Genomic DNA, 25,366 nt, shown 5'->3' with positions numbered 1-25,366 from the left:
ATGAAGCCCGGCACGGGCTTTCGCGTCGCGCCTTCACCCGCGGCGCAGGGGCTGCTGCCGGCATCTCGCTGCTTGGCGGGTGGGCATCGTCTGCCGCCTCGGCCGCCAGCTCCCCAAAGCGAGTGACAAACCTTCGCGGCTCCGTCTCCGGAGCGCCGAACCTCCCGGCCGGATTCACCGACACGTTCACCAGCAGGTTCATCCGGGCTGGTGGAATTCGCCAGCACGTAGTCATCGGGGGTGACGGGCCGCCGCTGCTGCTGGTGCACGGTTGGCCGCAGAACTGGTACGCCTGGCGCCTGGTGATGCCGGCGCTGGCCCGGCACTTCGAGGTCATCGCACCGGACCAGCGCGGCATCGGGTTGACTGACAAGCCCCAGGATGGGTACGACCCCGGCAATCTCGCAAACGACCTGGTCGCGCTGATGGACGCGCTCGGCCACCAGCGGTTCGCCGTGGTCGGCACGGACACCGGGCTCCCGATCAGTTACGCGCTGGCCGCCGATCACCCGCACCGCGTCGAGCGTGTGGCCCTCGCTGAGGTTCCCGGGCCCCCTGGGGCGGTTCCACAACCGCCTCTCTTCCTTCCCGCGGCGGTGAACAACAAGCTCTGGCACATCGCCGTCAACCGGCTCGACAAGCTGAACGAGCAGCTCGCCGTGGGACGGGAGGACCTCTACTTCGGCTACGAGTTCGCCATCCAGGCCGCGACGAAGCTCCCGGATGACGTCGTCGCCTACTACGTTGGCCTGCTCACCAACCCCGACTCCCTGCGCGGCACCTTCGCGTTCTATCGCGAATGGGACACCATGATGGCGCAGAACGCGAAGCGCGCGAAGCGGCCGCTGAGGATGCCGGTCCTGGGGATCGGCGGGGAGGCAAGCCACGCTAACGCGGTCGGCGACGCGATGAAGTCCCTCGCGACCGACGTACAAACTGCGGTCATCGCCGGCGCCGGCCACTGGTTCGCCGAGGAGGCCCCCGAGGAGACGGTGGCGGCGCTGGCCGCGTTCCTGGCTCCGTACCGGGACGGGTCGGCCGCGTCGGGCGCGCCGCATGCTGGCGCGGTTCGGTAGCTGACCGTGTCTCGTGTGCCTATGCCCTTGATCGGTGGGGCGGCCGAGTGGCTCAACTCCGAGCCACTCGGCCGCAACTCGGTCGTTCTGAAAGCCCGGCGCCCGAGCAACTCTCAATCCATGGTCTCCAGAACCGGAGGCCGGCCACCTTCCAGCAGAGAGCAGGCAGCAACGAATGAGTACGCAGAAAGTCGCCGTGATCACGGGCGCATCCCAAGGAATCGGCGAGGCCCTGGTGACCGCCTACCGCAAGCTCGGCTACGCGGTCGTCGCGAACTCCCGTTCCATCACGCCGTCCGACGACCCGCTGGTACTCACCGTGCCGGGTGACATCTCGGAGCCGGGTGCCGGCACCCGCGTCATCGAGGCCGGCCTGGCGGAGTTCGGCCGGATCGACACCCTGATCAACAACGCGGGCGTCTTCGTCGCCAAGCCCTTCACCGACTACACCGACGAGGACTTCGACCTGGTGACCGGCGTGAACCTGCGCGGGTTCTTCGAGGTCTCGCAGCACGCCGTCGCCGCGATGCTCGCCACCGGCGGCGGGCACCTGGTGAACGTCTCGACCAGCCTGGTCGACCACGCCAGCACGAACGTGCCGTCGGCGCTGGCCTCCCTCACCAAGGGCGGCCTGAACGCGGTCACCAAGTCCCTTGCGATCGAGTACGCCGCCCGCGGCATCCGGGTCAACACCGTTGCCCTCGGCATCATCCGGACGCCGATGCACCCGGCGGAGACCCACGATGCCCTCGCCGGACTGCACCCGGTCGGCCGGATGGGCGACATCAGTGACGTCGTGGACGCGATCACCTACCTGGAGAACGCCCCGTTCGTCACCGGCGAGATCCTGCACGTCGACGGCGGCCAGAGCGCGGGCCACTGACCCCACCCGGGCGGGCGGTCAACGCCCGCCCGGTCCATCACCAGAAGGGCAAGTGATGACCGCCGTACCATCGGCGCACCCGTGGCGTACCGCGGGCCACGGGGCCGCGGCCCTGGCCGCCGGCATGGGCGTCGGGAGGTTCGCCTACACCCCGATCCTCCCCTTGATGCACGCACAGGCCGGGCTGCCGGCGCGGCTCGGCGCGACCCTCGCCACGGCCAACTACGTCGGCTATCTCGTCGGTGCGGCGGCCGCCATCGGCGTCCTGCGACACCGATTCCCGCACCACCTCGGACCGCTACCCAGCCGGGTCCAAGGCAACTACCACCACCGAATGGAAGAAGAACATGACTACTGAAACCGAGATCCTGCGCACCGTTGTCGACCAGTGGAAGTCCGCCGTCGACGCCCATGACCCGAAGCTCGTCGCCTCGTACTTCACCGACGACGCGATCTTCCAGGGCCTGCACCCATACAGCATCGGCCCGGAGGGCGTCGCCGCGTACTACGACATCCAGCCGATCGGCATGACCGCCCACTACGACATCCGCGAGACCAGGCGCCTGGCCGACGACCTGATCCTCGGCTACCTGACCGTCGACTTCAGCTTCCTCGACAGGCCCACCGTGTTCGTCTACCTGAGCCTGATCGTCCGCAGTACTCCCGAAGGCTGGCTGATCACCCACTACCAGGTCTCGCGCCTCGCCTGACCGCCCTTGTGGGGTACTAGAGCAGGCGGTAGACCGACACGTGCGACCGGGACTCGGCCGTGAACTCGGCCCCCGCCCAGTCCGCGTGCCGGCTCTCCAGCTCGGCGGCGGGGTACGTGATGGACGAGATCGCCGACGGCATCTTCTGGTTGGGCGACGGCAGCTACCAGAACATGTTCGTCGTCACCGACGAGGGCGTGATCGCCATCGACGCCCCACCGACGCTCGGGAACAACATCCTGCGCGCCATCGACCGCGTCACCAAGAAGCCGGTCACGCACGTGGTCTACAGCCATCACCACTCCGACCACGTCGGCGCCATGTCGATCTATCCCGAGCGAGCCCCCCGCTACGCCCAGCGCGCCACGGCCCAGCGGCTGGAACTGCTGGCCGACCCTCACCGGCCGCCGGCCACGGAGATCTTCGACGACGCGATCACCATCGACGCCGGAGACCACACTTTGCGGCTGGAATACCCCGGTCCCAACCACAGCGAGGGCAACAGCTTCAGGCCACCACGCCTGGCCGTTTCGGCTGGCCGCCTGCACCCGTGGAAGGCCCTGACCCCACCTCCGGGTCGCCTCAGGTCCGGTCAACCGGTGTGACGACGTGCTTGACCTCGGCCATGTAGCGGTCGGCGGCCGCGGAGGCTTGCTCCGGGGTAACGCCTTCCTGGCGCGCCTGCATGTAGGCCGCGTACCAGTCCCACCAGTCGTGCGGAGGTGCTTTCTTCTCGAATGTGTCGTGATGTTCGGCGGTTTCGTGCAGCAGGTCCGCCAGGGACGCCACGTCCATCTCAAACGCTCCTTCTCTTGGCCGGGAACCTGCATCAGACTCGGCCTGGCAAACGTTCGGTGATCTCCTGCAGCAGCCAACGGTTGCCCTCGGTGTCGTGGAAGGAGGCGTACGACGCGTACGAGCGACCCTCCGGGTCATGCCCCGGTGCGCGTCCCTCGTTGCCGATGCGGAAACCGCCGCCGAGGCTGCCGCCGCTGTCATGGAACACCTCGCTCACGTCGACACCACGCGAGAGGAGTTCGTCTCGGGCCACCTCGATGTCGTCCACTGCCAGGAGCAGGCCGTCGAACGAGCCAGGTTGGGCCGCGGTAACCGCCGTACCGAAGACGATCGAGACGTGGGATCCCGGCGGGGTCAGGTGCATCATTCGGTAGCCGTTGTCGAGATCCAGATCGACGTCGACGCGCCATCCCAGGCCGACGTAGAAGCTCTTGGCACGGTCGTAGTCGGCGACGGGGATGACGACGACCTCGAGCCTGAATTGGACGCCGGTGGCCCGGGTCGATGTCGTCTCGCTCTGGTTGCTCACCTGAGCGCTGCTCATGAAGACCTCCAGTGGCCGGTTGTCGGTAGCCAGAAGTCTCATCGCCGGGACGCATCGGTCGCGCCCGGGGAACCCCCAGTCCACCCCCGGGTCGAAGGGCTAGGCCAGTTGCGCTTGGCGCGCGATGGCCGGCACCAACGCCTGGATGAGTTGTCTGCGAGAGGTGATGCCCAACTTCGTGAACACCTTGTGCAGGTGCCACTCGACAGTGCGTGGACTGAGGAACAGCTCGACACTGATCTCTGCGTTCGTCCGTCCTTCACGTGCCATCCAGGCGATCTGCGCCTCCTGCGCGGTGAGCAGGTCGTCCGCCACGGTTGCCCGCTTGCGCACCGTTGCCCCCGTCGCCTCCAGTTCGCGGCCTGCACGTCTGGCGAAGCCCTCGATCCCGAGCTCGACGAGCATCTCGTGGGCGGTCCGTAGATGTATCCGGGCGTCGACGCGGCGGCCCTGCCGCCGTAGCCATTCGCCATAGAGGAGGTGGACACGGCCCAGATCTACTCGGACGAGGGTGCGGCCCAGTTTGTCGATCGCGGTCAGGTACAGGCTCTCGGCAGCCTCACCTCCGCTCACGAGGGCCCGCGAACGCGCCTCGATCCCGAGCGCCCAATCGGTGGAGCTGGCCTCTGTCCTTGCCTGAAGCCGCTTGAGAGCATGAGTAGCCTGCTGCGGTGCTCCGGCCCGGACAGCTGCCTCTATCAGCTCGACCAAGGACCAGGTGGCGAGGCCCAACTCCTCGTGTCGTTCGCAGCCACGGGTGGCTGCGGCCAGGGCGTCCTCATACCGTCCCAGTCCATTGTTGAGGACCGCCGCCGCCCAGTATGGCGCGGTCCGCCACCGTCCTTCGCCGCACGCCGGCACCCCGATCATCGCGTCGGCGATCAATCTGGAGGTCTCGATGTCGTGGCCCTTCCAGGCGGCAAGCGGCAGACGGCCGTACGGCCCCAGCGGGCAACCCGTAGCGATCCCGACCGCCTCAGCCTCCCGGGCCATCGGGATGGCCGCTTCACATCCCCCGGCAAGCAGTTGGATCATCGAGCCAGACAGGAGTGCCCGCGGCAGCACGGTCAGCGCACCCATCGAGCGCGCGAGCTGAATCAGCCGCATTGTCAGTGCATGCCAGCTCTTGTCGTCCCAGACCTCCTGGGCCGCGCGGCAGGCGAGTGGCAACCAGCGGATTCCTTCGCCGGCGCCGGCCTCCTGATCTTGGACGATGCGGAGTGCCCGCTTGACCAGCGGCGCGCCTTCCGCGAGTCCTTTGCTGGTCACAACGGCGAGACCCTCGAGCAGAAGGCCAGGTCCGTCCGGCGGTCCCGGCATCGGCGGCGCTGCCTGCACAGCTTGGGCGATCTCCAGGACGCCGCCTCCTGTGCCGCCGATCGCCAGCGCTGTGTCGAAAGCCTCGCAATAGGCTTCGCGCGCCAGATCGGGCTCGACCGGCTCCAGGAGCTGTGCCGCTTCGAGCAGCTCTGACGGCGTATCCGGGCCAGGATGGCTGTGGGCCGTCAGTTGGGCGCCAAGGAACAGCACCTGAGTCCTGGCCAGGTCGTCAAGTGGTCCTGCCTGCGCCACGGCGAGCAGTCGGCGCGCCGCTCGCAGCGCGCCTGCCTGGTACTTCGCCTCCGCCGCCGCCAGCGTACGCCGTGCCCGGCAGCCTGGATCAGCGGTCAACTCGGCGGCACGCGCGCGGAAGGCGGCCAACGCTGGCAGGCCTCCTCGCGCCATGGCCTGGTCAGCGGTCCGTTCCAGCTCAGCGGCAGCCTCCTCATCCAGATCGGAGGCAGCGTGAGCACGATGCCATGCGCGGCGGTCAGCGTCGGTACCGGGATCGATGGCAGCCGCGAGGGCTCGGTGAACGGCGTGGCGTTCCTGTGGAGAGGCGGCCTCGTAGACAACCGACCGGACGAGCGGATGGCAGAACCGTACGTGCCCGTCGAACTCGACAAGCCGCGTCGTCACAGCTGAGGCCGCCGCCCCAGAGGTGATGCCGAGCTCGCCGGCGGTCCGCCACAGGAGGACCGCGTCTCCTGTCGGTTCCGCCGCAGCCAGCAGCACTAGTTGCCGCGTCGCCGACGGCAGCGGCAAGTACTTTTGTCGGAAGTGGTCCACCATCCGGTCAGGGAGGGTGATCCGCGGCAGCCCGTAGCCTCCCGCCAGGTGGTCAGGTCCCTGCCCACTGATTGTCTGCTTCAAGGCAAGAGGGTTCCCTCCCGCTTCATCCGCGATCCGTTCCCGCACGCGCTCGTCCAGTGGGCCCATGACGGTCGAGTCCAACAGGCTGTGGACGTCGCTGGTGGCCAGCCCGCCGACGACAAGCTCGGGAATTCCTTTCAGGTCCGGCCTTTCGCTGCCGTCACACGGCCCATCGCTGGACTCGCGTACCGCGATGGCGACGGCGACCGGTTCCCCCACGAGACGACGAGCCGCGAATCCCAGGATTTGTGCCGAGGCGGCATCGAGCCATTGCGCATCGTCCAGGATGCAGACCAGCGGGCGTTCCGCGGCCGCAGCGGACAGCAGGCCCATCACGGCCATGCCGATCACGAGACGATCAGGAGCATCACCGGCGCGCAAACCGAACACCGTGACGAGCGCATCCCGTTGCGGGTCGGGGAGTTGCGGCAGCTCGCTCAGGATCGGCGCACACAGCTGGTGCAATCCGGCGAACGCGAGCTCCCGCTCCGACTCGGCTCCTGCTGCTCGCACGATACGGCAGCCGGACGCTCGCTCCGCGAGGTAGGCAAGAAGCGTGCTCTTGCCTACTCCCTCCTCGCCACGCAACACGAGCATCTGACTCTCGCCTGTCCACACGTTGGCCATCAGCCTGTCCAGCGTCTCGCACTCCCGTTGCCGGCCGTGGGGCCGGTGTGCGGAATGCCGTCCCGAAGGAATGGTCAGCACCTGAACTCACTCCTTACCTAGACACGGCACTCCTGGCGAGTAGGTCGTCATGTCGGGATCGACTGATGCCCTGCCTGCCGGAGCCCGGATGACTCCGTCCCTCCATCGTTACGAAGAGCGGCCGCGATCGAGTCCGCCACGTGCACAGTCGGACTGGCCAGTGTTGACTGGCCGGCCGGCGGCTAACGCGGCAAGACCGGGTCGGGGTCGCTCGGGAGAACTCGGTGGAGCTGGGTCCGGGAGCTGATGTCGAGCTTGGTGAATACCTTGCGCAGGTGGTACTGAACCGTCCGCGAGCTGATGAACAGCCGGGCGCCGATCTCCGGGTTGGACAGGCCGTCACTGGCCAACCGCGCCACCTGGAACTCCTGGGCGGTCAGTGCATGGTTGGTCTCGTCAACTCGTTTGCGCACTGTCTGGCCCGCGGCGAGCAACTCGATCCGGGCTCGCTCGGCGAATGCCTCGGCGCCCATCGCCTGCAGCATCTCGTGCGCCGTACGCAGCTGCTCGCGCGCATCGCCCCGCCGGTTGCCTCGGCGCAACCACTCGCCGTAGAGCAGATGCGCGCGGGCCAGTTGGGTTCTGACGCGCGTCCGGCTCAGCCGCTCGATCGACTCGCGATAGTACTGTTCCGCCGCGTCGCCGTCGCTCAGGAGGGCGCGGACCCGGGCTTCGACGCCCTGCACCCACTCGTTAGGCGTGACGCGGGTGCGCTCGGACAACCACTCCAGGGCGGCCATGAGGACCTGGGTGTTGCCGGTCCTGGCCGCAGCCTCGGCAAGCTCGGGCACGATGTGGGACCCGTATCCCATCGGTTCGCGGTCGAAGGCCCGCGAGGCGGCTGCGTACGCCTCGGCGCTACGCCCGAAGCCGTTGTGGAGCACCGCACTCGCGTAGGCCGCGAGGCTGACCAGCCGGTCCGCACCCCTCGCCGCCGCCTCGCGTGAGGTCGCCCCGATCAGGTCGGACGCCTCTCGATCCTGACCCCGCCACGCCGCGAGCATCATCGCGGTGTCTGCGATCGGCGGGTTTCCGGTGGCCTCCGCGATCAGGTGATCCTCTTCGATCAGGCGCTCGGCCGTGAGCAAATTTCCGGCGAGTATGTGGGACCGGGCCAAGTAGTTGAGCGCATACGCCAAGTGCATGAGCGCGCCCATGCTACGAGAGAACTGGACCTGGGCGGCGGCCAAGGCGTGCCAGGACTCGTAGTCCCACACCTCCATGGCGATGATCTGGCTGATCCTGCCACCGGCCAACCGGAGCCAGCGGTCGAATTCGCCACGGCCGCCGTCGAGCGTGAGGGCCATGTCGAGCGCCCGCGTCAGCGCCGGGGCGGCCGCCGCGTAGCCGTCGGTCACACGCAGCGCGACGGCGTCGAGCAGGACGTCGAGTACTCGCGGTGGCGCGGGACCGGGCGGTGCGCTGCGCGCGGCCTCCGCCGCTTCTCGCACCTTGGGGCTGCCCAGGTCACTGGCCCAGATCGCTGCCACCAAGGCGTCCAGGTACGCCGCGCGCGCCCGGTCGATGCTCACTGTCTGAATGCGCCTGGCCGCACTCAGCAGCAGCCGCTGGGCGTCGCTGCCGCGCCGTTGATCCAGGGCAATCTGTCCGCGCAGCAGTTCCACCTCCGCTGCCTGCCGTCCATCCATCGTCCCGGCCTCGACCGCGAGCAGTAACCCCAGGGCGGCGTCCAGTGCTCCGGCGTCGGACTTGGCACGCGCAGCCGCGAGCAACCGCTGCGTCCGGCGGACCGGGTCGGGCGTCAGCATCGCCGCGCGCTCCAGGAACGCGGCCGCCGCGGCCAGGCCTCCGCGGGCCTGCGCCCGGTCCGCCGAGCGCTCGAGTTCCTCGGCTACCGCCGCGTCCGGGCTGGTTGCGGCTTGGGCCAGGTGCCAGGCGCGACGGTCGGGATCGAGATGCGGATCGGTCACCCCGGCCAGCGTGCGGTGCGCCTCGTGTCGCTCCTGGCTCGAGGCTGATCGGTAGGCCGCTGACCGCACCAGCGGATGCCGGAACCGCACCTGAGCGCCGAAGTCGATCAGCTCGGCCTCGACCGCCTGCGCTCCCGCCTGGATCGGAATCCCGAGTTGTTCGGCGGCCCGCCACAGAAGCAACGGGTCGCCGGAGGAATCGGTTGCCGCCAATCGCAGCAGCCGCTGGGTCTGGTCCGGCAGCGCCTCGATCTGCCGGCGGAAACTCTCCTCGATCCGGCCCGACAGCCGCCGCGCACCCGGCAATCCGAATCCACCCGCCAGCTCCGCGGGCGTCAATCCCCGGGGCAGTTCGAGCAAAGCCAGCGGGTTTCCCCGCGTCTCGGCAAGGATCCCATCCCGGACCCGGGCATCGAGCGGCCCGGCCAGGACCGAGTCCAGCAGCGCTCGCGCGTCGCTCGCCTGCAGCCCCTCTACGGCCAGGCTGGGAAACGCTGCCAGCTCGTCGCCGGGATCGCGGGTCGCGAAGACCAGACCCACCGGATCCGCCGCGAGCCGGCGGGCCGCGAACTCCAAGGCCTGCGCGGAAGCGCTGTCCAGCCATTGGTGGTCATCCACCAGACCAAGCAGCGGCCGCTCCCCGGCCACTTCCGACAGCAAGCTCAAGACGGCCAGGCCCACCAGGAACCGGTCCGGAGGCGGTCCTGTGCTGAGCCCGAACGCGGTTTGCAGTGCCACTCGCTGCGGCGTGGGCAGACGAACCAGCCGGTTCAGCATGGGCGCGCACAGCTGATGCAGGCCGGCGAAGGCTAGTTCCATCTCCGACTGCAGGCCTACTGCTCGTGCCACCTGGCAGCCCGGCGCCTGCCTGGCCACGTAATCGAGCAGGGCGGTCTTGCCCACGCCCGGTTCACCGCGGACCACCAGTACCCGGCTCTCGCCGGCCCCGACAGCCTCGACCAGCTGGGCGAGCACGCGCAACTCACTGGTCCGGCCCCGCAACGTTGCGGGGCCTCTGTGTCGGCGGGAACCTCCTGACCCCGTAACCAATTCAACCGGCGCCTTCCGCTGCGGTTCCGGTTCAGTGTCATCACTCCGGCAGCTTGTGGGCCCACATCGGCGACCCGCAGCCGGTTACGTCCCTGGTGAGTGACGGCCTGACGGTGTGGAACCACAGTATCGCCGTACTGTCAGGTCCCTGGGCGGCAGGTGACCACCGACTCGCGCCAGGGGACGGCCCCGGTTGACGCCTGACGTGATGGCAATCGAGACCAGGACGGCGCATGCTGGGTGGCGGAGTCGGCAGGCGAGGAGGCAGCAGGAATGGTGCCCGCGCGTCGTCCCGACCTGGCCAATGAGCTGATCCGGGAACTCGTCGAGTCATGAAGAACCCGTGGGCCCAGTACTGCGGATGGGTGACGAAGTCGAGCAGATTATCGCGGCGATCGAGGACGACAACCCCGGTACCGAAATCGTGGTCATCGACCGGGGCGCGTACGTCCGGGTGCAGGGTGAGGATCGGATCACGGTGACGCAGGCGACGCTGCGCCGCTACCTCGGCGCGGACCACGAGACCGGATCGTTCGGCGGGATCATGTCCGCGTTCAGCGGTCAGGTCGTCACCACCAGCGACTCCATCACCTGGGAGAGCGTGGTGGGCGGGAAGCAGCGAGCACCCAGCAGCGACAAGTCACCAGGCTGTCAAGTTGGCTGGTCCTCGTGACCGTGGATGTCAAGCCTGTCCCGTCGTGGCTGCGCGACATCGCCCACGCAGCCACGACGATGAATCTGTCACCGGCGCTCATGCCGCCGGCCAGCGGCGGCACGCGTTCAGCCGTGCTCGTGTTGTTCGCCGAGGGACCGGACGGACCGGACCTGCTGTTCATCCGGCGAAGTGAGCGCTTGCGGCTTCATGCGGGCCAGATGGCGTTCCCTGGCGGGGTCATCGACGCCATGGATGCGGGGCCGGTGGCGGCCGCGCTACGGGAAACGGTGGAGGAAGTCGGCATCCACCCCGCTGACGTCGATGTCGTCGCCACCCTGCCCGAACTGTTCATCCCACCCACCCGATTCCGGGTCGTTCCAGTTCTTGCCTGGTGGCGACGGCCACGCGCGGTGGCGCCGGTTGATCGAGGCGAGGTCGATGCGGTCGAGCGGATCAGCGTTGGAGAGCTGGCTGATCCGGCCAGCCGGCTCATGCTGCAAAGGCCGAGTGGAATCATCCTGCCCGCGTTCCAGATCAGGGGCAGGCTGATCTGGGGTATGACCGCAGAGGTCGTCGACCGGCTCCTGGCGCTCGCGGGATGGGACCGCCCGTGGGACACCCGGGTGGTCGAGCTGCCAAGCATGCTTCCAGCGGGAGAGCAGCCGGATCGGATCAAAGAGTGAAGCCGATCGCACGCAGTTGTTCCCGGCCGCTCTCGGTGATGTCAGCGGGTCGCCAGGCCGGTCTCCACTGCCAGTCGACGCGGAAGTCATCGATGCCGTCGAGTCCGGCGAATCGGCCGGCGCACTCAGCGGCTGACACGCCGCCATCCTGCACGTCTTCCAGGATCGTGCCGAGACCCAGGGCAGCCTCGTCGGCCAGTACGGACCAATGGCTGATCCACCGACCTAACACAGACCGGTTGTCCGGGCGTTGCGCCACGGCCAGACCTGCAAGAGCACGACTCCACCGGTCTCGCCGGCTGGAGTCCTCGGCCAGGAAGGAGGTCACCAACCAGGTCAGACCGTCCTCTGGCTCTTGGCGACCTCGCCGAGCTGGGTCAGCAGCACATCGTCCAGGGTCGGAGCGAGCACGAGGTTGGGCGCGGTGAATGCCTCGCCCAGTCGTCGCTCGCCAGCGCGCCTACTCGATCGCCTTGCGGGCCGGTTGCCAGCCTTCGTGGCTTCCCACAGGGATCGTTCCGCCGAGCCGATACCTGAGTCGGGCAGGGCGAGCTGTAGCTGCCTGGTCCGTAGGCGATCGTTGTGACCCGACGCAGGCAGACCAACTGCTCACCGAGGCGGGCTGGGCCAGCGACCTACGTCTAGCTGGCTGTGGGTCGAGTCAAGTCTGGTGATGGCCGCGCGGGAGTGCTCCGCCGGTGTGGTGGGTGTGTGGTTCTGTGTTGGCCGGACGGGGTTCGCACGGTTGGTCGAGTGCCCGAAGCGCCCATGCTGACGTATGCGACCTGACATGTCTGGGTGTTGGTCATCTGGCGTCGTGCGGGCTGCTGTGATGGGCGAAGGACCGGGCGCCAAACTAGAAGCGGCGTGACGCGGGTTGCGTTCGCCATAGCTGTTTCGGCGTCTGATCGGGTCCTTCGTCACGACCAGCGTCGCACCCGCCGGCCGGTGTTGTGAAGGTGTGAGCGGGCCGCTTTCCGTTTGTCGACGACGCTCGAATCTGGGGCCGATGCGACGGTTGGAAATGAGGCCACCGGTTCGTGGTGTCTAGTCTGATGGATTCTGGGTTCTGATGCTGGGCAGGGTGTCGATGCCGCGGTTGCGTAGTCGGTAGCTGGCGCCTTTGAGGGTGAGGACGTCGGCGTGGTGGACGATCCGGTCGATCATCGCGGCGGCGACGGCTTGGTCGCCGAGGACGCTGCCCCAGCCGCTGAAGGGCAGGTTGCTGTTGAGGATGAGCGAGGCGTGTTCGTAGCGCGTCCGCCAGCTCGCGGTGCGCTGGCCCCAGGTGCTGCTCCACCCACACGACGTGCAGTAGCTGCCCGGCCAGAAGACCGTCGGCATAGGTCAGATCGGCGACCAGGTCCTCGGGGACCTGCAGGGTGCGAGCGGTGAGATCGTTGGCCGCGCCTCAGGTCCAGCGCTCACCGCGCCAGCTCACCCTTCGCCGTTGGCCGCCACAGTCACATTCATTCGCAACTCAATGAGCGCGCTCCATCGAACCTGGCGTGGTTGACAACGCTGCGACAACGCGATGAGTGTCAAGGTAACTGTTGATTGCTGTTGGCAGGCAATGAGGCCGTCGATGGCGGCTGCTGGTCTCACGCTCGAACGCCCGGTGGAAACGCGGCCCGAATCAGGTCTGTGATCCACGCCCTCGTCGTAGAGGCCCCAACTGTCAATGGGACCAGGACGTGATGGATTGAGTTGACCGAACAAGGAAAGATCAAGGTGGCAAACGGCGCCGATGCGTTTGTGTCAAGTCAATGATGCCGGCGACACTCAGCCGAATCAAACCACCTTGACGGCGAAGACGACGAGCGCGGCGAAGGTCGATATCTTGCGGCGTCGTCAGTGTCTCGACTAACTGGAAGCCATTAACGGCGAGTACTGCTATCGGCCATCGCTGAGACGGCCATCATCACGACCGATCTGGCGGACAATGGGAATGGAGGCCGGCCATGGAGGGCGGCGTCAACATGCAGGACCTCATCAGGGAAGGCTTGAAGGTCCCCCGCGATGAGCGCGCGAAAAGGCGGCTCGAGGAACTCGTCGCGCGCGGCGAATTCGAGGCGATCGACCCGGCGGCCGCGCTTTCGAGCCGGCCGCGATACCTCGTGACGTTTGTGAAGTCGGTGACCGCGTTCCGGATCCGCTCGGCCACGGTCGTCACCGTAACAAACCAGGCTCCGCGACCTAACCTAGTCTCCGTCTCCTACTTTCTCGGGTTCACCGACAATACGTCGCCAGTCGGAGTGACGTCCTTCGTGATCCCGCCGGACTTCACCGTCGACTTCGCGACGCGCAACCTGCCGGACGCGCTCACGGCTACCAACGTTGTGCCGAACCCCGAGTTGACCTTCGACGAGGGCCGGGCCATCGTTGGCTCGCGGCTCCAGGAGATCGCCGTCAGCAGCCGCATCTACTACACCGTTGGCGACGGCGAAGAGGAGCTGCTGGCGATCACCGACTCGAAGGTGGTCCGCTTCGGCCAGGCGAACAAGGGCGACTGACCACGCTGATTCTGCGCCGCCACAGCGACATCCTGCGGAGTGGGCAGCACAGCGCTCGCTCAGGGGATGAGGACACGCATACATCCTTTGCACAACGAGGGATAGACCTCGAAGAGCCTGGATGCGCAACTTGCTGGCTCGCCTCACCCCTGCGCGATTGCTGGGCGATTCTTGAGACCTCGTCCATCAGATGCTGGACCGCACGCGCAACTTCTGACGCGCCAGGCTCAGCGAGCAAGGTCTTCACCGAAGGCTAGCCATGCTTAGGCATCATCGAGTAGGCGCTGGACTTTTCGCAGCTTCTGACTCGCCAAACACGGCGAGGGCCTCGCTGGCTCGCTCCCATGCCTGACGTGCAGCACTTTCCGATCCGTCGCCATGTAGTCCGTTCTAAGGCTGTTCAAGGCCGTGCCTACGCCGAACCGGTCGCCGCTTGTTCGGCAAACAGTCGTTTATGGAACAGCCGGTCCGCTACGGCCGCGGAGGGGTGGCCTGCGAATCGCTGCTTGTTGTACCAGGCGCAGTGATACCTGGCCGGGAGCTGTGAGGAGAGGCCGTCCAGGTTCGAGGTCTCTTGGTCGAACCGAGGAGGTCGCCCGGGTGTAGACAGTCCGTCCCCGCGCGGGCACGGTGGAGTTCGGGGGCGGCTTCACTGCGCCTGAGGGGACACGGAAGGGGCAAGGGACGATCTCGCGCCGACGTGCGCCGCGAGCGCGACCGGGCACGGACGTCGCGGACCTGGTTTGTATCTGGTTCCGCGTCTGGGAGTGGTAGCCGAGAGACGATCGGATTGGAGCGGACATGCCGTACGAGTTCAGCGTTTGGCATGAGGTCTCCTACACGGACGGCAACAACATTCCTCGGACGATCACCATCGACCTTGGCGCGCCGATGAGGTGGGTGGCGAAGTCGACGCTGAGCACCGTCTGGTTCGGGACGCGGGAGCCCAACAGCGGTTACGGCGTTGCGGCGGACATCATCGACATCGACGGGGCGTCGACTCCGGTGGTGTACGTATTCGGCGCCAACCAACCGAACGACCCGAACACCCACGTGTCGATCGCGCACCCGGGGATGATCGGTCAGGCGTCGGCGCGCAGGATCACGTTCCGCCTGCGCGGCACGACCTTCGACTCGGCTGCCGTCGCGGTCAACCACTTGCTGGTCCGGTGAGGGGCATGCGAACGCCAAAAGATAGCACTCCGCAGCAGTTCTTCCTGACGGTCGATGGCGAGAGCGGCGAGATCCTCTGCGCCCATCAGGAGTACGTCGCCGAGCGACCGGACGGGGAGGGCGAGGGACGCCTGCGGCCGAGCGACAGCGTGGATGACGACCTCGTACTCGACATCGCAGTCAAGGCAAGCCCGGCGGCGCGCGTCGCGCAGGGCCGCCTGCGGGTTGTCCGGGTCGAGTGCCCGCCGACCACGGACTTCTCTCGGCACCGGGTCGAACTCGAGAGCGGCGAGCTTGTCGAGGTCCTGGCTGCCGAGCCCGAGCGCACCGAGACAAGCTTGACCCGCCGAGCTGGCGGAGGGACTCGGACATGATCGCCGACACCCCGCTGGATCAACCACGTTCTGCGAGCTATCAGCCGCGGCTCGGCGGCAGACATCACCCCCGGAGACGCTCGTCATGGCTGGGCCACAGCCGAGCCACGCGAACTCTGATTCCCGCTCGGCATGACACCCCGAAGGGATCTGGCCCGGCGGGAAGGTCTTGATCGACCGCGATCTGCCAGGTGCGGCTTGTCAGCTCAAGGAGGCGGGAGCGTCGGCGCTTGGTCAGCTCCGGCACGTATTTGTAGATCGTCGACCGGCTCACGCGCGGGAGTTTGCGATGGACGACACGGCGTGCTCGGGCTGGGTGAGTAGCGTGCGGGCGGACTGGATCTGCTCATCGGTCATCGCCGGCGGCAGGCCGAGCCGGACACCTCGTGCTCGCGCGGCGGCGAGGCCCTCGTTGGTGCCCTCGACAATGAGTTCGCGGATGAACTCGGCCAGAGCGGCGAAGACGTGGAACACCAGCTGGCCGCCAGGAACCGCGCGGGAGTTGCGTTCGACCTGGTCTGCCTCAAGGCGTGCGATGCCTTCTTGTCGAGACGTTCGCTCTTCATCTAAAGGCGATTCTGGTGCGCCGGTTGATCCACAGCGCAGCGGCGGGGGTGAGGACGGTTCCGACGGCTGCGCGACCTGGGCCCACGCTGCGAGGGTCGCTCCACATCCAGCTGGAACCGGTGAACTTGAAGTCGTCGGTGTGACTCCGCCGACGGAGGTGGTTGGGGAGGGTCGTGGTGTAAGCGAGGCCAACCAAACCAGCGCGCCAAGTCACCGGAAAGCACCATGCGGCGATATCGAGTCAAGGTTCACGTACGTAGATCGCTTCATGCCGGCTGCCGTTACCGCCGGTCCGCCATGCTCTTGAGGATCGATCGTTTCTCGACACCAGCGGCCAGTGCCGCCGAACTGATCTCACAGGTCACCGGATCTTCGAGGAGAAGCTGAGCGGCAAGAACACCGATCGGCCCGAACTGACAAAGTGCCTGGACTGCCCCGTCCAGGTGACACCATCGGGGTCCTCGAATTGTGGCGGCTCGGCCAGAGCCTGCAGGACCTGATCAACATCGTCGGCGAGTTGCGCCAGCGCGGCATCGGGTTCAAGTCGCTGCATGATGCACTCGACACGACCACTCCGTTCAGCAGGTGGGGTGCGAACGCTGCGACTCCTTCGGCCTGGATCCGGACGTACATGCGGGAGTCGGTGAGGTCGCAGCCTCGGATGTCGATCGGTACGCCGGCGGCGCGGACGCCGTCGAGGGTCGCGGTGAGCGCGTCCGGGTGGTCGATCAGGTTGAACTTGTCCGACAGCAGCGCCCGGGCCAGTCCGGAGCCGTCGCTGCCGCGGAGGGCGCGGTCCGGGAATGGATCGGTCGTCGCCGGTGCTCGAGGGGCGTCTGGGCGTACACCGGATCCGCGGAGCGCTCACGTCTTAACTCACGTGATTCAGCGGCAGAGAGTGATAGAGGTTGAGCGTCGGTGACATGCTCGGCTAGGCATAAGCCCAGGTCATGAGCGCTCTTGCGGCCTAATTGCAGGTGATGAGAGGTCTGGGCTCAGAAAGCGGTGGTTAGGGGTTCGAGTCCCCTCGTCGGCTCCTGACCAGGCAATATGCCTCGAGAGTGATGAACTTTCGGACCACACTCACGTGATTGGCGTTCTCGCACCGAGACCTGCCGCTAGTGCCCGGGACCTTCTGGCACTTGCCGATCGTCCTCATGGATCGGCCGAAGCGCCGCATCGAGGGCCTCGGCCGCCGCAGGATTGCGCACCTTGCGACCGATGTAGTCGTCCAGCGTCGTGCTTGTGCGGGAGTGGCCCAGCTGATCGGCGACTTGCCGGGCGGAGTGTCCTGCCTCGTCAAGGATGGTGGCGGTGGTCTTACGGAACTTGTGGGAGGCCACCCATGCCAGCTCATCTGCCAAGGAGCGGATGCCGGCGAGCTCTGTCAGCTCCATCAGGGCGGCTCGTTCCCGCCTCGGCAGTTGGTAAGCGTCTGCCAGTACGCCGGCTTCCTGCGCATCGAGTCTGACTCGGCCAGTCTCGATGAGAGTGATGCGCGTCTTCTTCCAACCGAGCTTGTTCACGACGTCCTGCTGGGTGTAGCCGGCCTGGCGGCGATGGTTTCGAAGAACCCGGCCGAGTTCCCGTCGTCTCTCGCTTCCGACCGGCGTGCGCACGTCTCGCAGACTCTTTCGGACGTTGTGCGGATCTCGAAATCCCCCGGGCGAGTCCGGGAAGACCGGCGAATCGGACGGCCCCCGCGTTCCATCTAGCGCGGAGCATGTCCACAGCCCAGTCGGGAAGGAGCAGGCGCCGTTCGCCGGCCTCGGACTTGACGCGGGTGCGCACGAGGCCTTTCCCCGCCACACGCTGAATCTGGTGTGTGCAGTCGACGCCCGAGCACTCGGTGACGTCGTAACCAGGACTCTGGTCGTGCGCCTTCAGGTACTCGTCGGTGCTGTTGCCGAAGAGCGTCGCGCGGCCGGGCCCGAAGTCGGTCAGGCCGGCCACGAACTGCTCCGGTGTCGCGGTGGTCGTCCGGTGGAGGTGAATCGTCGGCATCGCGTTCTCGTGACCTGGGGACGAAAAGCGTGCGAGTTCTCTGTAGACCACAATCCCGCTTCGGGCTACCGCCGCACCAGTGAGAGACCCTGGTCGGAAATCCGAGTCGCCCCTGACCTCCTGGTCGGCCTCAACGTCCTGTCATTGTGAGCCGGTCTCGCGCTGGAACGTCGGGATGACGGGCTTCGAGGTTGTCGTCGGTGAGGTCAGCGTCGCTACCAGCGATGGGCGATGTCGATGACGAGCCGGCTGCCCGTACCAGGGCCGGCCAGGGTGAAGGTACGGAATGGGAGTCGGGCACGGACGCCGACCCCGAGGGTGGTCTGGCCCTCAAAGCTGCCGGCATGGGCGACCTGGCGGAGTGTGCGGTAGCCGGTGACGTTGACCAGTTCGCGTCGGTTGGCCGGACTGTAGGTCGATTGACCCGAATTCACGTCATAGTCCGGTGGGGACACGATGATCCGAAGTTTGGCTCCGCCTCGCAATGGCACCGGATCCCCGGATCCGTCCATAGAGACGGCCGGTACGTACCGGATGCTGTAGCTCGTGCCGTGGCTGCTGATGTCGACCACCAGTCGGTCGTAGCAGGCATGCCGGCCGGCGCGGACATTGGTCAGCGAGCCTTCTCCCATGCCGGCCCGGTTACCCGCTTCCGGTAACGAGCCCCAACCAGACGCGCAGGCGGTGGTCGTGGCGGCTGTCCGGATCGTCGCGTGGGAAGCGGGCCTGGCGAAGGTCGGTACAGCGACCGCGCCCGCCGAGACGGCGGCGGCGGCCAGGACGGCGAGTGCGGTTTGGATCGGTCTGCGGCTGGTCTTCATGATGTCCCCCTTTTGGACACCCTGTTAGACACATTCCGGGGCCTCGCAGTTTGCTTCCGCCGCTGGTGATTTCTGGTGCCCGAACGGACACCCGAGGCGACCAGAAATTGTGTCGCCTGCTCGGAGAACCTCGAGCCCTCTCCGAAACCCACGGATCCTGATCGCGATCCCGTAGTCAACTTGCACCGCTATACGAACCCGCGGTGCTGCGGCCGTGAGAACCCAGCGCTTGACACCAGGCGACGAATCGTGAAGCACCGCGGGCTTTGAGATGCACCTGGAGCCCTGCGGAGACGCGACGTGTAGTCCGGTCACACCTCCACCATGCGGCAGCGATGCGGTTACCGCCCGTGGGGCCCAAACGCACGCATCGTATGCGGTGTGACGCGATGGCTATGGGACGGTGCGCGGATGACGGAGTTTGCCGCCGATCCCGTATCGCTCAGAGATTTATGCAGTACAGCCGTAGGGCGATCACGACCGATACAAGGGGGAACGTATGGCGGTCATGGAGTCCTTATCGGCCCGTCGTCGGTCGCACGCGGAATGGAGAACGCCAACGTGATCCCCGGACCATCATTCGGTGTTGCCCAGAGGCGTCCCTGATGGCTCTCGATGATGGTTCGACTGATCGACAGGCCGATCCCCATGCCGTCGGTCTTGGTCGTGTGGAATGCCTTGAAGAGGGTGGCCATTCCATGCGGGTCGAGCCCTACTCCGACATCCTCCACGCTCAGGCGCACGTGATCGTGTTCGCTTCGGGCGGTCCTGATCACGACGCGTCTTGGTCGATCATCGACGCCGTCCATCGCCTCCGCGGCGTTCCGGAGAAGGTTTAGGATGACCTGCTGCAGCTGCACACGATCGCCCGTAACGGACGGGAGGTCGTCGGCCAACTCCGCCCGAACGTCTACCTGGCTTCTCTGAAGCTCGCTCGACGACAGCGCAATGACCTCCCACGTGGCCTCGTTCAGGTCCAGGGGTTCCAGCGTCGGCGGCCTGTTGCTGAACAGAGCGCGCAAACGTGCGATCACATCAGCAGCACGGTTGCCGTCACGAAGCATGCGCCGCGCCGTTTCGCGTGCACCCGCCAAGTTCGGGGGGTTGGCGTCCAACATTCGAAGGCAGGTGCTGGCATTGGTGATGATGCCCGACAGCGGCTGGCTGATCTCATGCGCGGTCGACGCTCCTAGCTGTCCGATGGCGGCGATGCGGTTGGCATGCGTCAATTCCAATTGGATTTCGTGGTAGCGCCGCTCGCTGGCACGAGCAGCCTCCTCAGCCTCCTTGCGCTCGCTCAAGTCCACCACGAAGGCGACACCTTCATTCCGCGGCTTGTCGTAGACCGCTGCGCCCACCAGGACGGACACGCGGGTCCCGTCCTTCCTGAAAAACTCCTTCTCGTATGGCTGCGCGACACCGCTCGCTTGCAGATCGGCGAGGCGCCGCTCGTCTGACTCGGTCCAATCGGCCGGCGTCAACTCCTTCCAGCGCATCCGGCCCGACACGAGATCGTCATGCGCATATCCCGTGATCTGAAGAAACGCCTCGTTGGCCTCGATGATGCGACCGTCGAGGTTCCAGATGAAGATCCCAATGATGTTGGAATCCACCAACCGCCTGACGCGTGACTCGCGCTCCTGGAGATCGGCATAGAGACGGGTATTCTCTATCGAGATGGCCGCCTCGGAAGCAAGCAGCTTGAGCATGGCCATTCGCGCCGGAGTGAAGACATGAGGCGCGAGGTTGTTCTCCAGGTACAACACCCCGAGCAATCGGGACTGCTTGAGCAGCGGCAGGCAGAGCACGGACCGTGCTCGGTGATCGCGAACGTAAGGGTCGGCGGCGAATGCGCCCTGCGCCGAGGCATCGTGCAGTAGGACGCTCTCGTGGGTGCGGAGGACGTACCGGAGCGCTGGCTCCGGCAGATCTGCGCCAGTCACTCCCGCCTGTGGCAGAGCGACCGTCACCTCATTGCCGTGGCTCGTGACTGCCGCCTCTATCCGAAGCTCGTCACCGCGCGGAAGAATCAACAAGCCTCGTTCGGCGCCGGCGTGTTCGATGGCCGTGCGCATGATCGTATCGAGCAGCTTCTCCAGAACGATCTCGCCCGATACCGCTTCCGACACCTTGATCACCGTCGCGAGGTCGAGATGTTCAACGGTGTCCGCGATCACGGTTGGCGTGTGCGGCGGCGCAATCTCATCGCGCAACTCCGGGTACGTCTCATCCAGATGGCGCACCTTGCCCTGCGCGCCCCAGCGACGGTAGCAGTTACGCGCGCTTCTTCGATACGCGTGAGCAAACGTGGCGAAGCCTCGAGCCGCGTAGAAGCGCGCCGCCAGCTCGAATGCCAGCGCCTCCTGCTGCACGAAGCCCTCGTCCCTGGCAGACCGGATCGCCTCCTCGTACAGGTCCATGGCCTCCGCCGCCCGACCTTCGATCCGCGCGATCTCAGCCAGCACAAGTGCATAGCGGTTGCGATAGTTCTGCGGACAGTCGGCGGCCCAGAGTTTCAGCTTCTTCAGCTTGCCCTCGAGAAGCCGGGTGAACTGCGCCTGCTCGCTCGCGGGCGCCGCCGAGTGCAGCGCTGTCAGGGTGAGGGCGTAGTAGAAGTGATGGGTCGCCTCAATCGGCGTCGCCCTTGCCGCGTCAAGCATCAGTTCCGCCTCGCGCGCGGCATCCAGAGCCTCGGCGAACCGGCCGTGCAGAAAGGCGAGCACTTGCTTCATGATCCGGTGGAAGGCGATGCCGCAGCCGAACGAAGACCTGGCAATCGCGTCGAGCGACGCGCCCTCGGTGAATCCGGCCGCGTCGAAGGCCAGCGGATCGCTTGTCCTCCCTTGAAGGCTTGCGATGAACTGTTGCTGGAGAGCAATGGTCTGATACACCGCCTCGATATGAGTCTGGCGTGCAAACTCGGCGTTACGCACTGCCAGCGTCTGCACCTCCTCGAGCGGGTCGCCTCTTTCGATCGCCTGCCAGACCGTCAGGAAGGCGATATGGCCTGCGTAGACGAAGTCGCCGACTTCCAGGCACGCATGAAACCCGTGGTCAAGGATCGGGACGGCGGTGGCGAAATGGCGGCGCCAAAAGTTGACGTGGTTGCCATGGAGATGCAGGAGCGCCCCGCGGAGGCGCGCGTTGTCGAACCTGTCGTTGAGCCGCAACGCCATCTCGGAGAACGCGAACGCCTGCGCTGCGTCGCCATAGGTCGACACGAGCGTCAGTGCATGCACCGCATAGGCATAGCTGGCCTGCTCGGTATTGCCATATCTCAGCGCGAAATTTACTGCTTTCATGGCCACCAACGGAAATAGCTTCGGTCTCCCGTTGTATGCGCCGGGCGCCGCCTCGACGAGCAGCGCGATGATGGCCCGCACCTCGGCGTCGTCGGCTACCGGCGCATCGAGCAGATCGCTGATGCGGCGTCCGCCGAGGTTGACGGAAACGGCGCGGAACTCCGCGGCCGTCGTTGCCGCGATCTCGTCGTCCGAGCTTGGAAAGACCACACCGAACAGCTGCAGCGCTTCGAGCGCCAGGACGACGCTCTCGTCGTATCGGCTACTGGCCTGATAGACCTTGATGCGCAAGCTGTAGATCCTGGCGCGGTCGAGATCCGAGCGCGCATTGCCCAGCATCAGCTCGAACAGCCGGTCCGCCGAGTCGAACGTGCCGATCAAGTATTCACACTCGGCGAGAGCGAGATAGAGCTCCAGCGTCTCGTCGTAGTACCGCCCCCAAGCGTCCTCAGCCACAAGGACCGCCGCCTGGGCGAGATAGTCCCGCGCAGCGGCATAGGCGATCCCGGCCTTCGCCTTCATCCCAGCGAGGACGTTCAGCCGTAGCAACATCCTTCGCTCACCGACGTCAGCGATCGAGTCAACGGCACGATTCAGCTGAGCGACGATTGCGAAGACATGCTCTGCCGTCGGCTCCCCGTCGCTCGCATCGCGGAGCCGGCGTCCGATGCGCAGGTGCATCTCGGGCCGCGACGCCTGCGGGATGAGTGCATATGCCGCCTCCTGAATGCGGTCGTGCGCGAATCGATACGCGCCCTGGAGGCGTATCACGAGGCCCGCTCGCGCAGCGTCTCGGAACGTCGCATGGACCTCCTCCTCTGAGCTCTCTCGAACGATGGCGAGCCTCGCGAACTCCACGATGCTGCCGAGGCAGGCGAGCTCCTTCAACGCCTCCTGTGCCGCAACGGGTAGGCGCTGCAGCTTCCCAACCATCAACCGCGCCAGGTTGTCCGTATAACCCTTCGCGCCAATCCGTGCGAGGTTCCAGCGCCACGTCGCAGCACCGGCATCGAATGTCAGGAGCGACTCGGTAGCGAGCTCGGTCAGCAACTGGATCGTGAAGAACGGATTGCCGCCGGTCTTGTCGAGCACCAGGCGCGCGAGCGGACGCACGTGCTCCTCGTTGCCATGCACAGCGCGGGCGATGAGCCGGCACACGTCATCCAGGGTGAGCGCCGAAAGCACGATCGCGCTCACACGCGTGCCGTTGCGGCGCAGGGCATCCAGCGCCTGCAGGAGCGGGTGCGACAAGTCGACTTCGTTGTCGCGGTAGGCTCCGATCAGCAGCAGGTGCCGCGTCTCACGGCGGCCAACCAGATCCTCGACCAGACCCAGGGTCGCGGCGTCGATCCATTGCAGATCGTCGAGAAATAGCACCAGCGGGTGCTCAGACCGGGCGAATACGCGCAGGAACGCGCGAAAGGTCATCTGAAAGCGGTTGCGCGAGTCCTGTGGCGGGAGGTCCGGCACCGCAGGTTGTTTGCCGATCACCAGCTGCAGTTCGGGAACGAGACCGATGATGAGCTGGCCGTTCGGCCCCACGGCGTACTCGATGGAAGCGCGCCAGCGCGCGAGCTCTGCTTCGCTGCTGCGCAGGATCATCTGCACGAGGCCGTGCAATGCCTGGGCGAGGGTCGCGTACGGGATGTCGCGAGTGGATTGATCGCATTTTCCCGCGGCGAAGATACCCTTCGACAGGCTCGGCGTCCGCTGCAGCTCGTTGACGACCGATGACTTGCCGATCCCCGGGTGGCCGGACACGAGCGCAAGCTCGCTGCTGCCCTCATTGGCGACACGCTCGAATGCCGCGACCAGCTCCTGAATGTTCCGCTCGCGCCCATACAGCGTCTCGGAGATGCGGAGGACATCAGGCACGTCGTGCGCCGCCAGGGCAAAAGGCTCGATGCTGATCCCGTGCCGATGCAGCGTCAGGCAGCGTCTCAGGTCGTCGTTCACACCGACCGCGGTTTGATACCGGTCCTCCGGTGTCTTGGCGAGCAACTTCATGACGACAGCCGAGACTGCCGCAGGCACGCCAGGAGTCCGTTCGGCCGGTGGCACGGGTCGGCGCGCGAGATGGCAATGCACCAGTTCCATGGCATCCGTGGCTGTAAACGGCAGTACGCCTGTGATCATCTGGTACAGGGTCACGCCCAACGCGTAAAGATCGCTGCGCGCATCTACGGAGCGGTTCATGCGGCCCGTCTGCTCGGGCGCCATGTACGCAAGAGTGCCCGCAATGACCTCCGGCGGCGCCGGCGACTGGCGCTCGCGCGCGAATCCGGACGCGATGCCGAACCCGGTAAGCCAAACCCTTCCGGTCGCGGCGTCTTGGAGCACGTTGGTCGGCTTGATGTCCTTGTGAATGAGTCCAGCTGCATGGAGTCGGCCAAGTGCGGTAGTCAGCGAGACGGCCAGCTCCAGAAAGCGTCCGATCTCCATTGGACCGCCGATGAGGCGATCGAGCGGCTCGCCTCCGGTGTACCCAACTTCCAGGAACGTCCGCCCGCGGTCGCGCACGAGGGCGACTGGTTGCAGGCCCCACGAACTGTCCACGTAGTCTTTCAGTTCGTATTCGTGTATGAGGCGAGCGATGCTGTCGGGAGCCGGTTGCTCGATGCCGAGAGGCAAGGGTATGAAAGCGTGCCTACCGCCCTCGGCGCCTTCGTGCCATAGTCGGCAAAAGACGCGCTCCGTGTCTGTCCATAGCACCTCCACCGATTCGTCTTCCCAACCAGCACCGAACAGAGCGGATGCCTTCATCGCCGGGTCTCCTCTCAGGCAAGGTCCCCCCGCCCAGACGCCTCGCACAACCTCTTCGTGGCCGATCGCGCCGGTCCTGCTGCGGAGCGATGGCTCGAATGTCACGGCAAGGCAGAACGGTGCCGACTGTGAGGCGCGCCACCGCGTCATCGGTGGGCGCGAAACCGCTGCGGCCGTGATCCGTCTGCGGCCGTTGCGGTTGGCTCCTGCCGTTTGGGCAGGACACTTCACACTGCGCGCGTTTCACGGCGACCGCAAGGGGTCCCGGGGTAGCGATTGCGCCGGCGATGCACAGCGGATGGGCGATGTGGGCTCCATGATGTTCCCGAGGTCACCGCGCCGGTCGCGTCGGCGACTCGGTGGCCTCTCGGCGCCCCCCGCGCTTCAGCAGGTGAACCTCCGGCCGGCCGCCGCCAAACCCGCGGCAGTCAGTTGCCAGCGTCGATGGGACCGCGGGGTGGCTCCCGGGATGCCTGCGGGTGGTCCGCCCAGTAGGGCTCGAAGCGATCACGCCGACATGGCGCCCACCAGCGGATCGAGGTGCGCGCGGCGACGGTGGTACCGCGGCCACTTGCCTGGACCGTCGGCCACGGGCCCAAGACGACGGCGCCGAGCGTC

22 protein-coding genes are annotated in these 25,366 nt (G+C 66.5%); 11 read left to right on the top strand and 11 right to left on the bottom strand.

The features are described 5' to 3' along the window. Positions 1-122 precede the first annotated feature (122 nt). The 5 genes from EV648_RS16515 (at position 123) to EV648_RS16490 (ending at position 3,274) form a co-directional block, all read left to right on the top strand. Complete coding sequence (locus tag EV648_RS16515) at positions 123-1,076, top strand: alpha/beta fold hydrolase (RefSeq protein ID WP_199234659.1); 954 nt, start codon at positions 123-125, stop codon at positions 1,074-1,076. A 175-nt stretch (positions 1,077-1,251) separates the two neighbouring features. After that, on the top strand, positions 1,252-1,959 hold the full coding sequence (locus EV648_RS16510) for an SDR family NAD(P)-dependent oxidoreductase (RefSeq protein WP_132291582.1): 708 nt from the start codon (positions 1,252-1,254) through the stop codon (positions 1,957-1,959). Positions 1,960-2,014: 55 nt separating this feature from the next. Continuing rightward, complete coding sequence (locus tag EV648_RS43250; RefSeq protein WP_199234658.1) at positions 2,015-2,317, top strand: YbfB/YjiJ family MFS transporter; 303 nt, start codon at positions 2,015-2,017, stop codon at positions 2,315-2,317. Next, positions 2,307-2,669 carry a nuclear transport factor 2 family protein gene (locus EV648_RS16500; RefSeq protein WP_132291579.1) on the top strand — a complete coding sequence of 121 codons (363 nt, stop codon included), beginning with the start codon at positions 2,307-2,309 and terminating at the stop codon, positions 2,667-2,669. The genes EV648_RS43250 and EV648_RS16500 overlap by 11 nt, the downstream gene beginning before the upstream one ends. 59 nt (positions 2,670-2,728) lie before the next feature. Continuing rightward, the gene (locus EV648_RS16490; protein WP_199234657.1) at positions 2,729-3,274 is read left to right on the top strand and encodes an MBL fold metallo-hydrolase; all 546 of its coding nucleotides are present in this window, start codon (positions 2,729-2,731) and stop codon (positions 3,272-3,274) included. On the opposite strand, the gene EV648_RS43245 is transcribed toward EV648_RS16490, so the two are convergent. The 4 genes from EV648_RS43245 to EV648_RS16475 form a co-directional block, all read right to left on the bottom strand. Beyond that, positions 3,252-3,464 carry a hypothetical protein gene (locus EV648_RS43245; protein WP_199234656.1) on the bottom strand — a complete coding sequence of 71 codons (213 nt, stop codon included), beginning with the start codon at positions 3,462-3,464 and terminating at the stop codon, positions 3,252-3,254. The two genes, EV648_RS16490 and EV648_RS43245, sit on opposite strands and share 23 nt — an antisense overlap. Positions 3,465-3,498: 34 nt before the next feature. Continuing rightward, positions 3,499-4,011 carry a VOC family protein gene (locus tag EV648_RS16485; protein ID WP_199234655.1) on the bottom strand — a complete coding sequence of 171 codons (513 nt, stop codon included), beginning with the start codon at positions 4,009-4,011 and terminating at the stop codon, positions 3,499-3,501. A 99-nt stretch (positions 4,012-4,110) separates the two neighbouring features. Continuing rightward, positions 4,111-6,912 (bottom strand): helix-turn-helix transcriptional regulator, encoded by a 2,802-nt coding sequence (locus EV648_RS16480; protein WP_199234654.1) that lies wholly within the window; start codon positions 6,910-6,912, stop codon positions 4,111-4,113. Positions 6,913-7,094: 182 nt separating this feature from the next. Then, entirely contained in the window at positions 7,095-9,845 is a 2,751-nt protein-coding gene (locus EV648_RS16475; protein WP_132291573.1) for a LuxR family transcriptional regulator, read from the bottom strand. Positions 9,846-10,236: 391 nt separating this feature from the next. On the opposite strand from EV648_RS16475, the gene EV648_RS16470 reads away from it, so the two are divergent. Both EV648_RS16470 and EV648_RS16465 read left to right on the top strand, forming a co-directional pair. Then, positions 10,237-10,566, top strand: a complete 330-nt coding sequence (locus EV648_RS16470) for an MmoB/DmpM family protein (RefSeq protein ID WP_255512845.1) — start codon at positions 10,237-10,239, stop codon at positions 10,564-10,566. After that, a complete protein-coding gene (locus EV648_RS16465; protein ID WP_199234652.1) occupies positions 10,563-11,231 on the top strand; it encodes a CoA pyrophosphatase in 669 nt (222 codons plus the stop codon). The genes EV648_RS16470 and EV648_RS16465 overlap by 4 nt, the downstream gene beginning before the upstream one ends. On the opposite strand, the gene EV648_RS43240 is transcribed toward EV648_RS16465, so the two are convergent. Together EV648_RS43240 and EV648_RS16455 are read right to left on the bottom strand one after the other, a co-directional pair. After that, positions 11,221-11,463 (bottom strand): hypothetical protein, encoded by a 243-nt coding sequence (locus EV648_RS43240; protein ID WP_199234651.1) that lies wholly within the window; start codon positions 11,461-11,463, stop codon positions 11,221-11,223. The genes EV648_RS16465 and EV648_RS43240 overlap by 11 nt on opposite strands. 815 nt (positions 11,464-12,278) lie before the next feature. Beyond that, positions 12,279-12,575, bottom strand: coding sequence for an ATP-binding protein (locus EV648_RS16455; protein ID WP_305000057.1), 297 nt, complete (start codon positions 12,573-12,575; stop codon positions 12,279-12,281). A gap of 617 nt (positions 12,576-13,192) precedes the next feature. Here EV648_RS16455 and EV648_RS16450 point away from each other — a divergent pair. The 3 genes from EV648_RS16450 (at position 13,193) to EV648_RS16440 (ending at position 15,291) form a co-directional block, all read left to right on the top strand. After that, positions 13,193-13,744 (top strand): hypothetical protein, encoded by a 552-nt coding sequence (locus EV648_RS16450; RefSeq protein WP_199234650.1) that lies wholly within the window; start codon positions 13,193-13,195, stop codon positions 13,742-13,744. Between the two features lie 801 nt (positions 13,745-14,545). Then, complete coding sequence (locus tag EV648_RS16445; protein WP_132291565.1) at positions 14,546-14,917, top strand: hypothetical protein; 372 nt, start codon at positions 14,546-14,548, stop codon at positions 14,915-14,917. Between the two features lie 5 nt (positions 14,918-14,922). Further along, positions 14,923-15,291, top strand: a complete 369-nt coding sequence (locus tag EV648_RS16440) for a hypothetical protein (protein ID WP_132291562.1) — start codon at positions 14,923-14,925, stop codon at positions 15,289-15,291. A 270-nt stretch (positions 15,292-15,561) separates the two neighbouring features. Here EV648_RS16440 and EV648_RS44940 read toward each other — a convergent pair whose 3' ends face one another. Then, positions 15,562-15,765 (bottom strand): recombinase family protein, encoded by a 204-nt coding sequence (locus EV648_RS44940; RefSeq protein ID WP_305000056.1) that lies wholly within the window; start codon positions 15,763-15,765, stop codon positions 15,562-15,564. A gap of 454 nt (positions 15,766-16,219) precedes the next feature. After that, positions 16,220-16,411 (bottom strand): hypothetical protein, encoded by a 192-nt coding sequence (locus EV648_RS44105; RefSeq protein ID WP_241995253.1) that lies wholly within the window; start codon positions 16,409-16,411, stop codon positions 16,220-16,222. On the opposite strand from EV648_RS44105, the gene EV648_RS45215 reads away from it, so the two are divergent. Continuing rightward, a complete protein-coding gene (locus EV648_RS45215) occupies positions 16,325-16,780 on the top strand; it encodes a recombinase family protein (RefSeq protein WP_370452723.1) in 456 nt (151 codons plus the stop codon). The two genes, EV648_RS44105 and EV648_RS45215, sit on opposite strands and share 87 nt — an antisense overlap. A 196-nt stretch (positions 16,781-16,976) precedes the next feature. Here EV648_RS45215 and EV648_RS16425 read toward each other — a convergent pair whose 3' ends face one another. From EV648_RS16425 to EV648_RS16415, 3 genes are all read right to left on the bottom strand, one after another. Then, positions 16,977-17,477: a helix-turn-helix domain-containing protein gene (locus EV648_RS16425; RefSeq protein WP_158294000.1), complete on the bottom strand. Its 501-nt coding sequence runs from the start codon at positions 17,475-17,477 to the stop codon at positions 16,977-16,979. Between the two features lie 600 nt (positions 17,478-18,077). Then, entirely contained in the window at positions 18,078-18,683 is a 606-nt protein-coding gene (locus EV648_RS16420) for a hypothetical protein (RefSeq protein ID WP_132291559.1), read from the bottom strand. A 506-nt stretch (positions 18,684-19,189) separates the two neighbouring features. Next, positions 19,190-24,748, bottom strand: a complete 5,559-nt coding sequence (locus EV648_RS16415; RefSeq protein WP_199234648.1) for an AAA family ATPase — start codon at positions 24,746-24,748, stop codon at positions 19,190-19,192. Between the last annotated feature and the right edge of the window lie 618 nt (positions 24,749-25,366).

Source organism: Kribbella sp. VKM Ac-2568 (genome assembly GCF_004345365.1).
Classification (GTDB): Bacteria; Actinomycetota; Actinomycetes; order Propionibacteriales; family Kribbellaceae; genus Kribbella; species Kribbella orskensis.
Note: the sequence above shows the minus strand (reverse complement) of the source record. Positions and strands in the feature narration are given on the sequence as shown.

Excerpts from the sequence above, each read along its gene's own strand:
- EV648_RS16485 (WP_199234655.1), bottom strand. The coding sequence starts at position 4,011 with ATGAGCAGCGCTCAGGTGAGCAACCAGAGCGAGACGACATCGACCCGG.
- EV648_RS44105 (WP_241995253.1), bottom strand. The coding sequence starts at position 16,411 with ATGCAGCGACTTGAACCCGATGCCGCGCTGGCGCAACTCGCCGACGAT.
- EV648_RS43250 (WP_199234658.1), top strand. The coding sequence starts at position 2,015 with ATGACCGCCGTACCATCGGCGCACCCGTGGCGTACCGCGGGCCACGGG.
- EV648_RS16420 (WP_132291559.1), bottom strand. The coding sequence starts at position 18,683 with ATGAAGACCAGCCGCAGACCGATCCAAACCGCACTCGCCGTCCTGGCC.
- EV648_RS16450 (WP_199234650.1), top strand. The coding sequence starts at position 13,193 with ATGGAGGGCGGCGTCAACATGCAGGACCTCATCAGGGAAGGCTTGAAG.
- EV648_RS43245 (WP_199234656.1), bottom strand. The coding sequence starts at position 3,464 with ATGGACGTGGCGTCCCTGGCGGACCTGCTGCACGAAACCGCCGAACAT.
- EV648_RS16415 (WP_199234648.1), bottom strand. The coding sequence starts at position 24,748 with ATGAAGGCATCCGCTCTGTTCGGTGCTGGTTGGGAAGACGAATCGGTG.
- EV648_RS16510 (WP_132291582.1), top strand. The coding sequence starts at position 1,252 with ATGAGTACGCAGAAAGTCGCCGTGATCACGGGCGCATCCCAAGGAATC.
- EV648_RS16445 (WP_132291565.1), top strand. The coding sequence starts at position 14,546 with ATGCCGTACGAGTTCAGCGTTTGGCATGAGGTCTCCTACACGGACGGC.
- EV648_RS16455 (WP_305000057.1), bottom strand. The coding sequence starts at position 12,575 with ATGCCGACGGTCTTCTGGCCGGGCAGCTACTGCACGTCGTGTGGGTGG.
- EV648_RS16440 (WP_132291562.1), top strand. The coding sequence starts at position 14,923 with ATGCGAACGCCAAAAGATAGCACTCCGCAGCAGTTCTTCCTGACGGTC.
- EV648_RS16500 (WP_132291579.1), top strand. The coding sequence starts at position 2,307 with ATGACTACTGAAACCGAGATCCTGCGCACCGTTGTCGACCAGTGGAAG.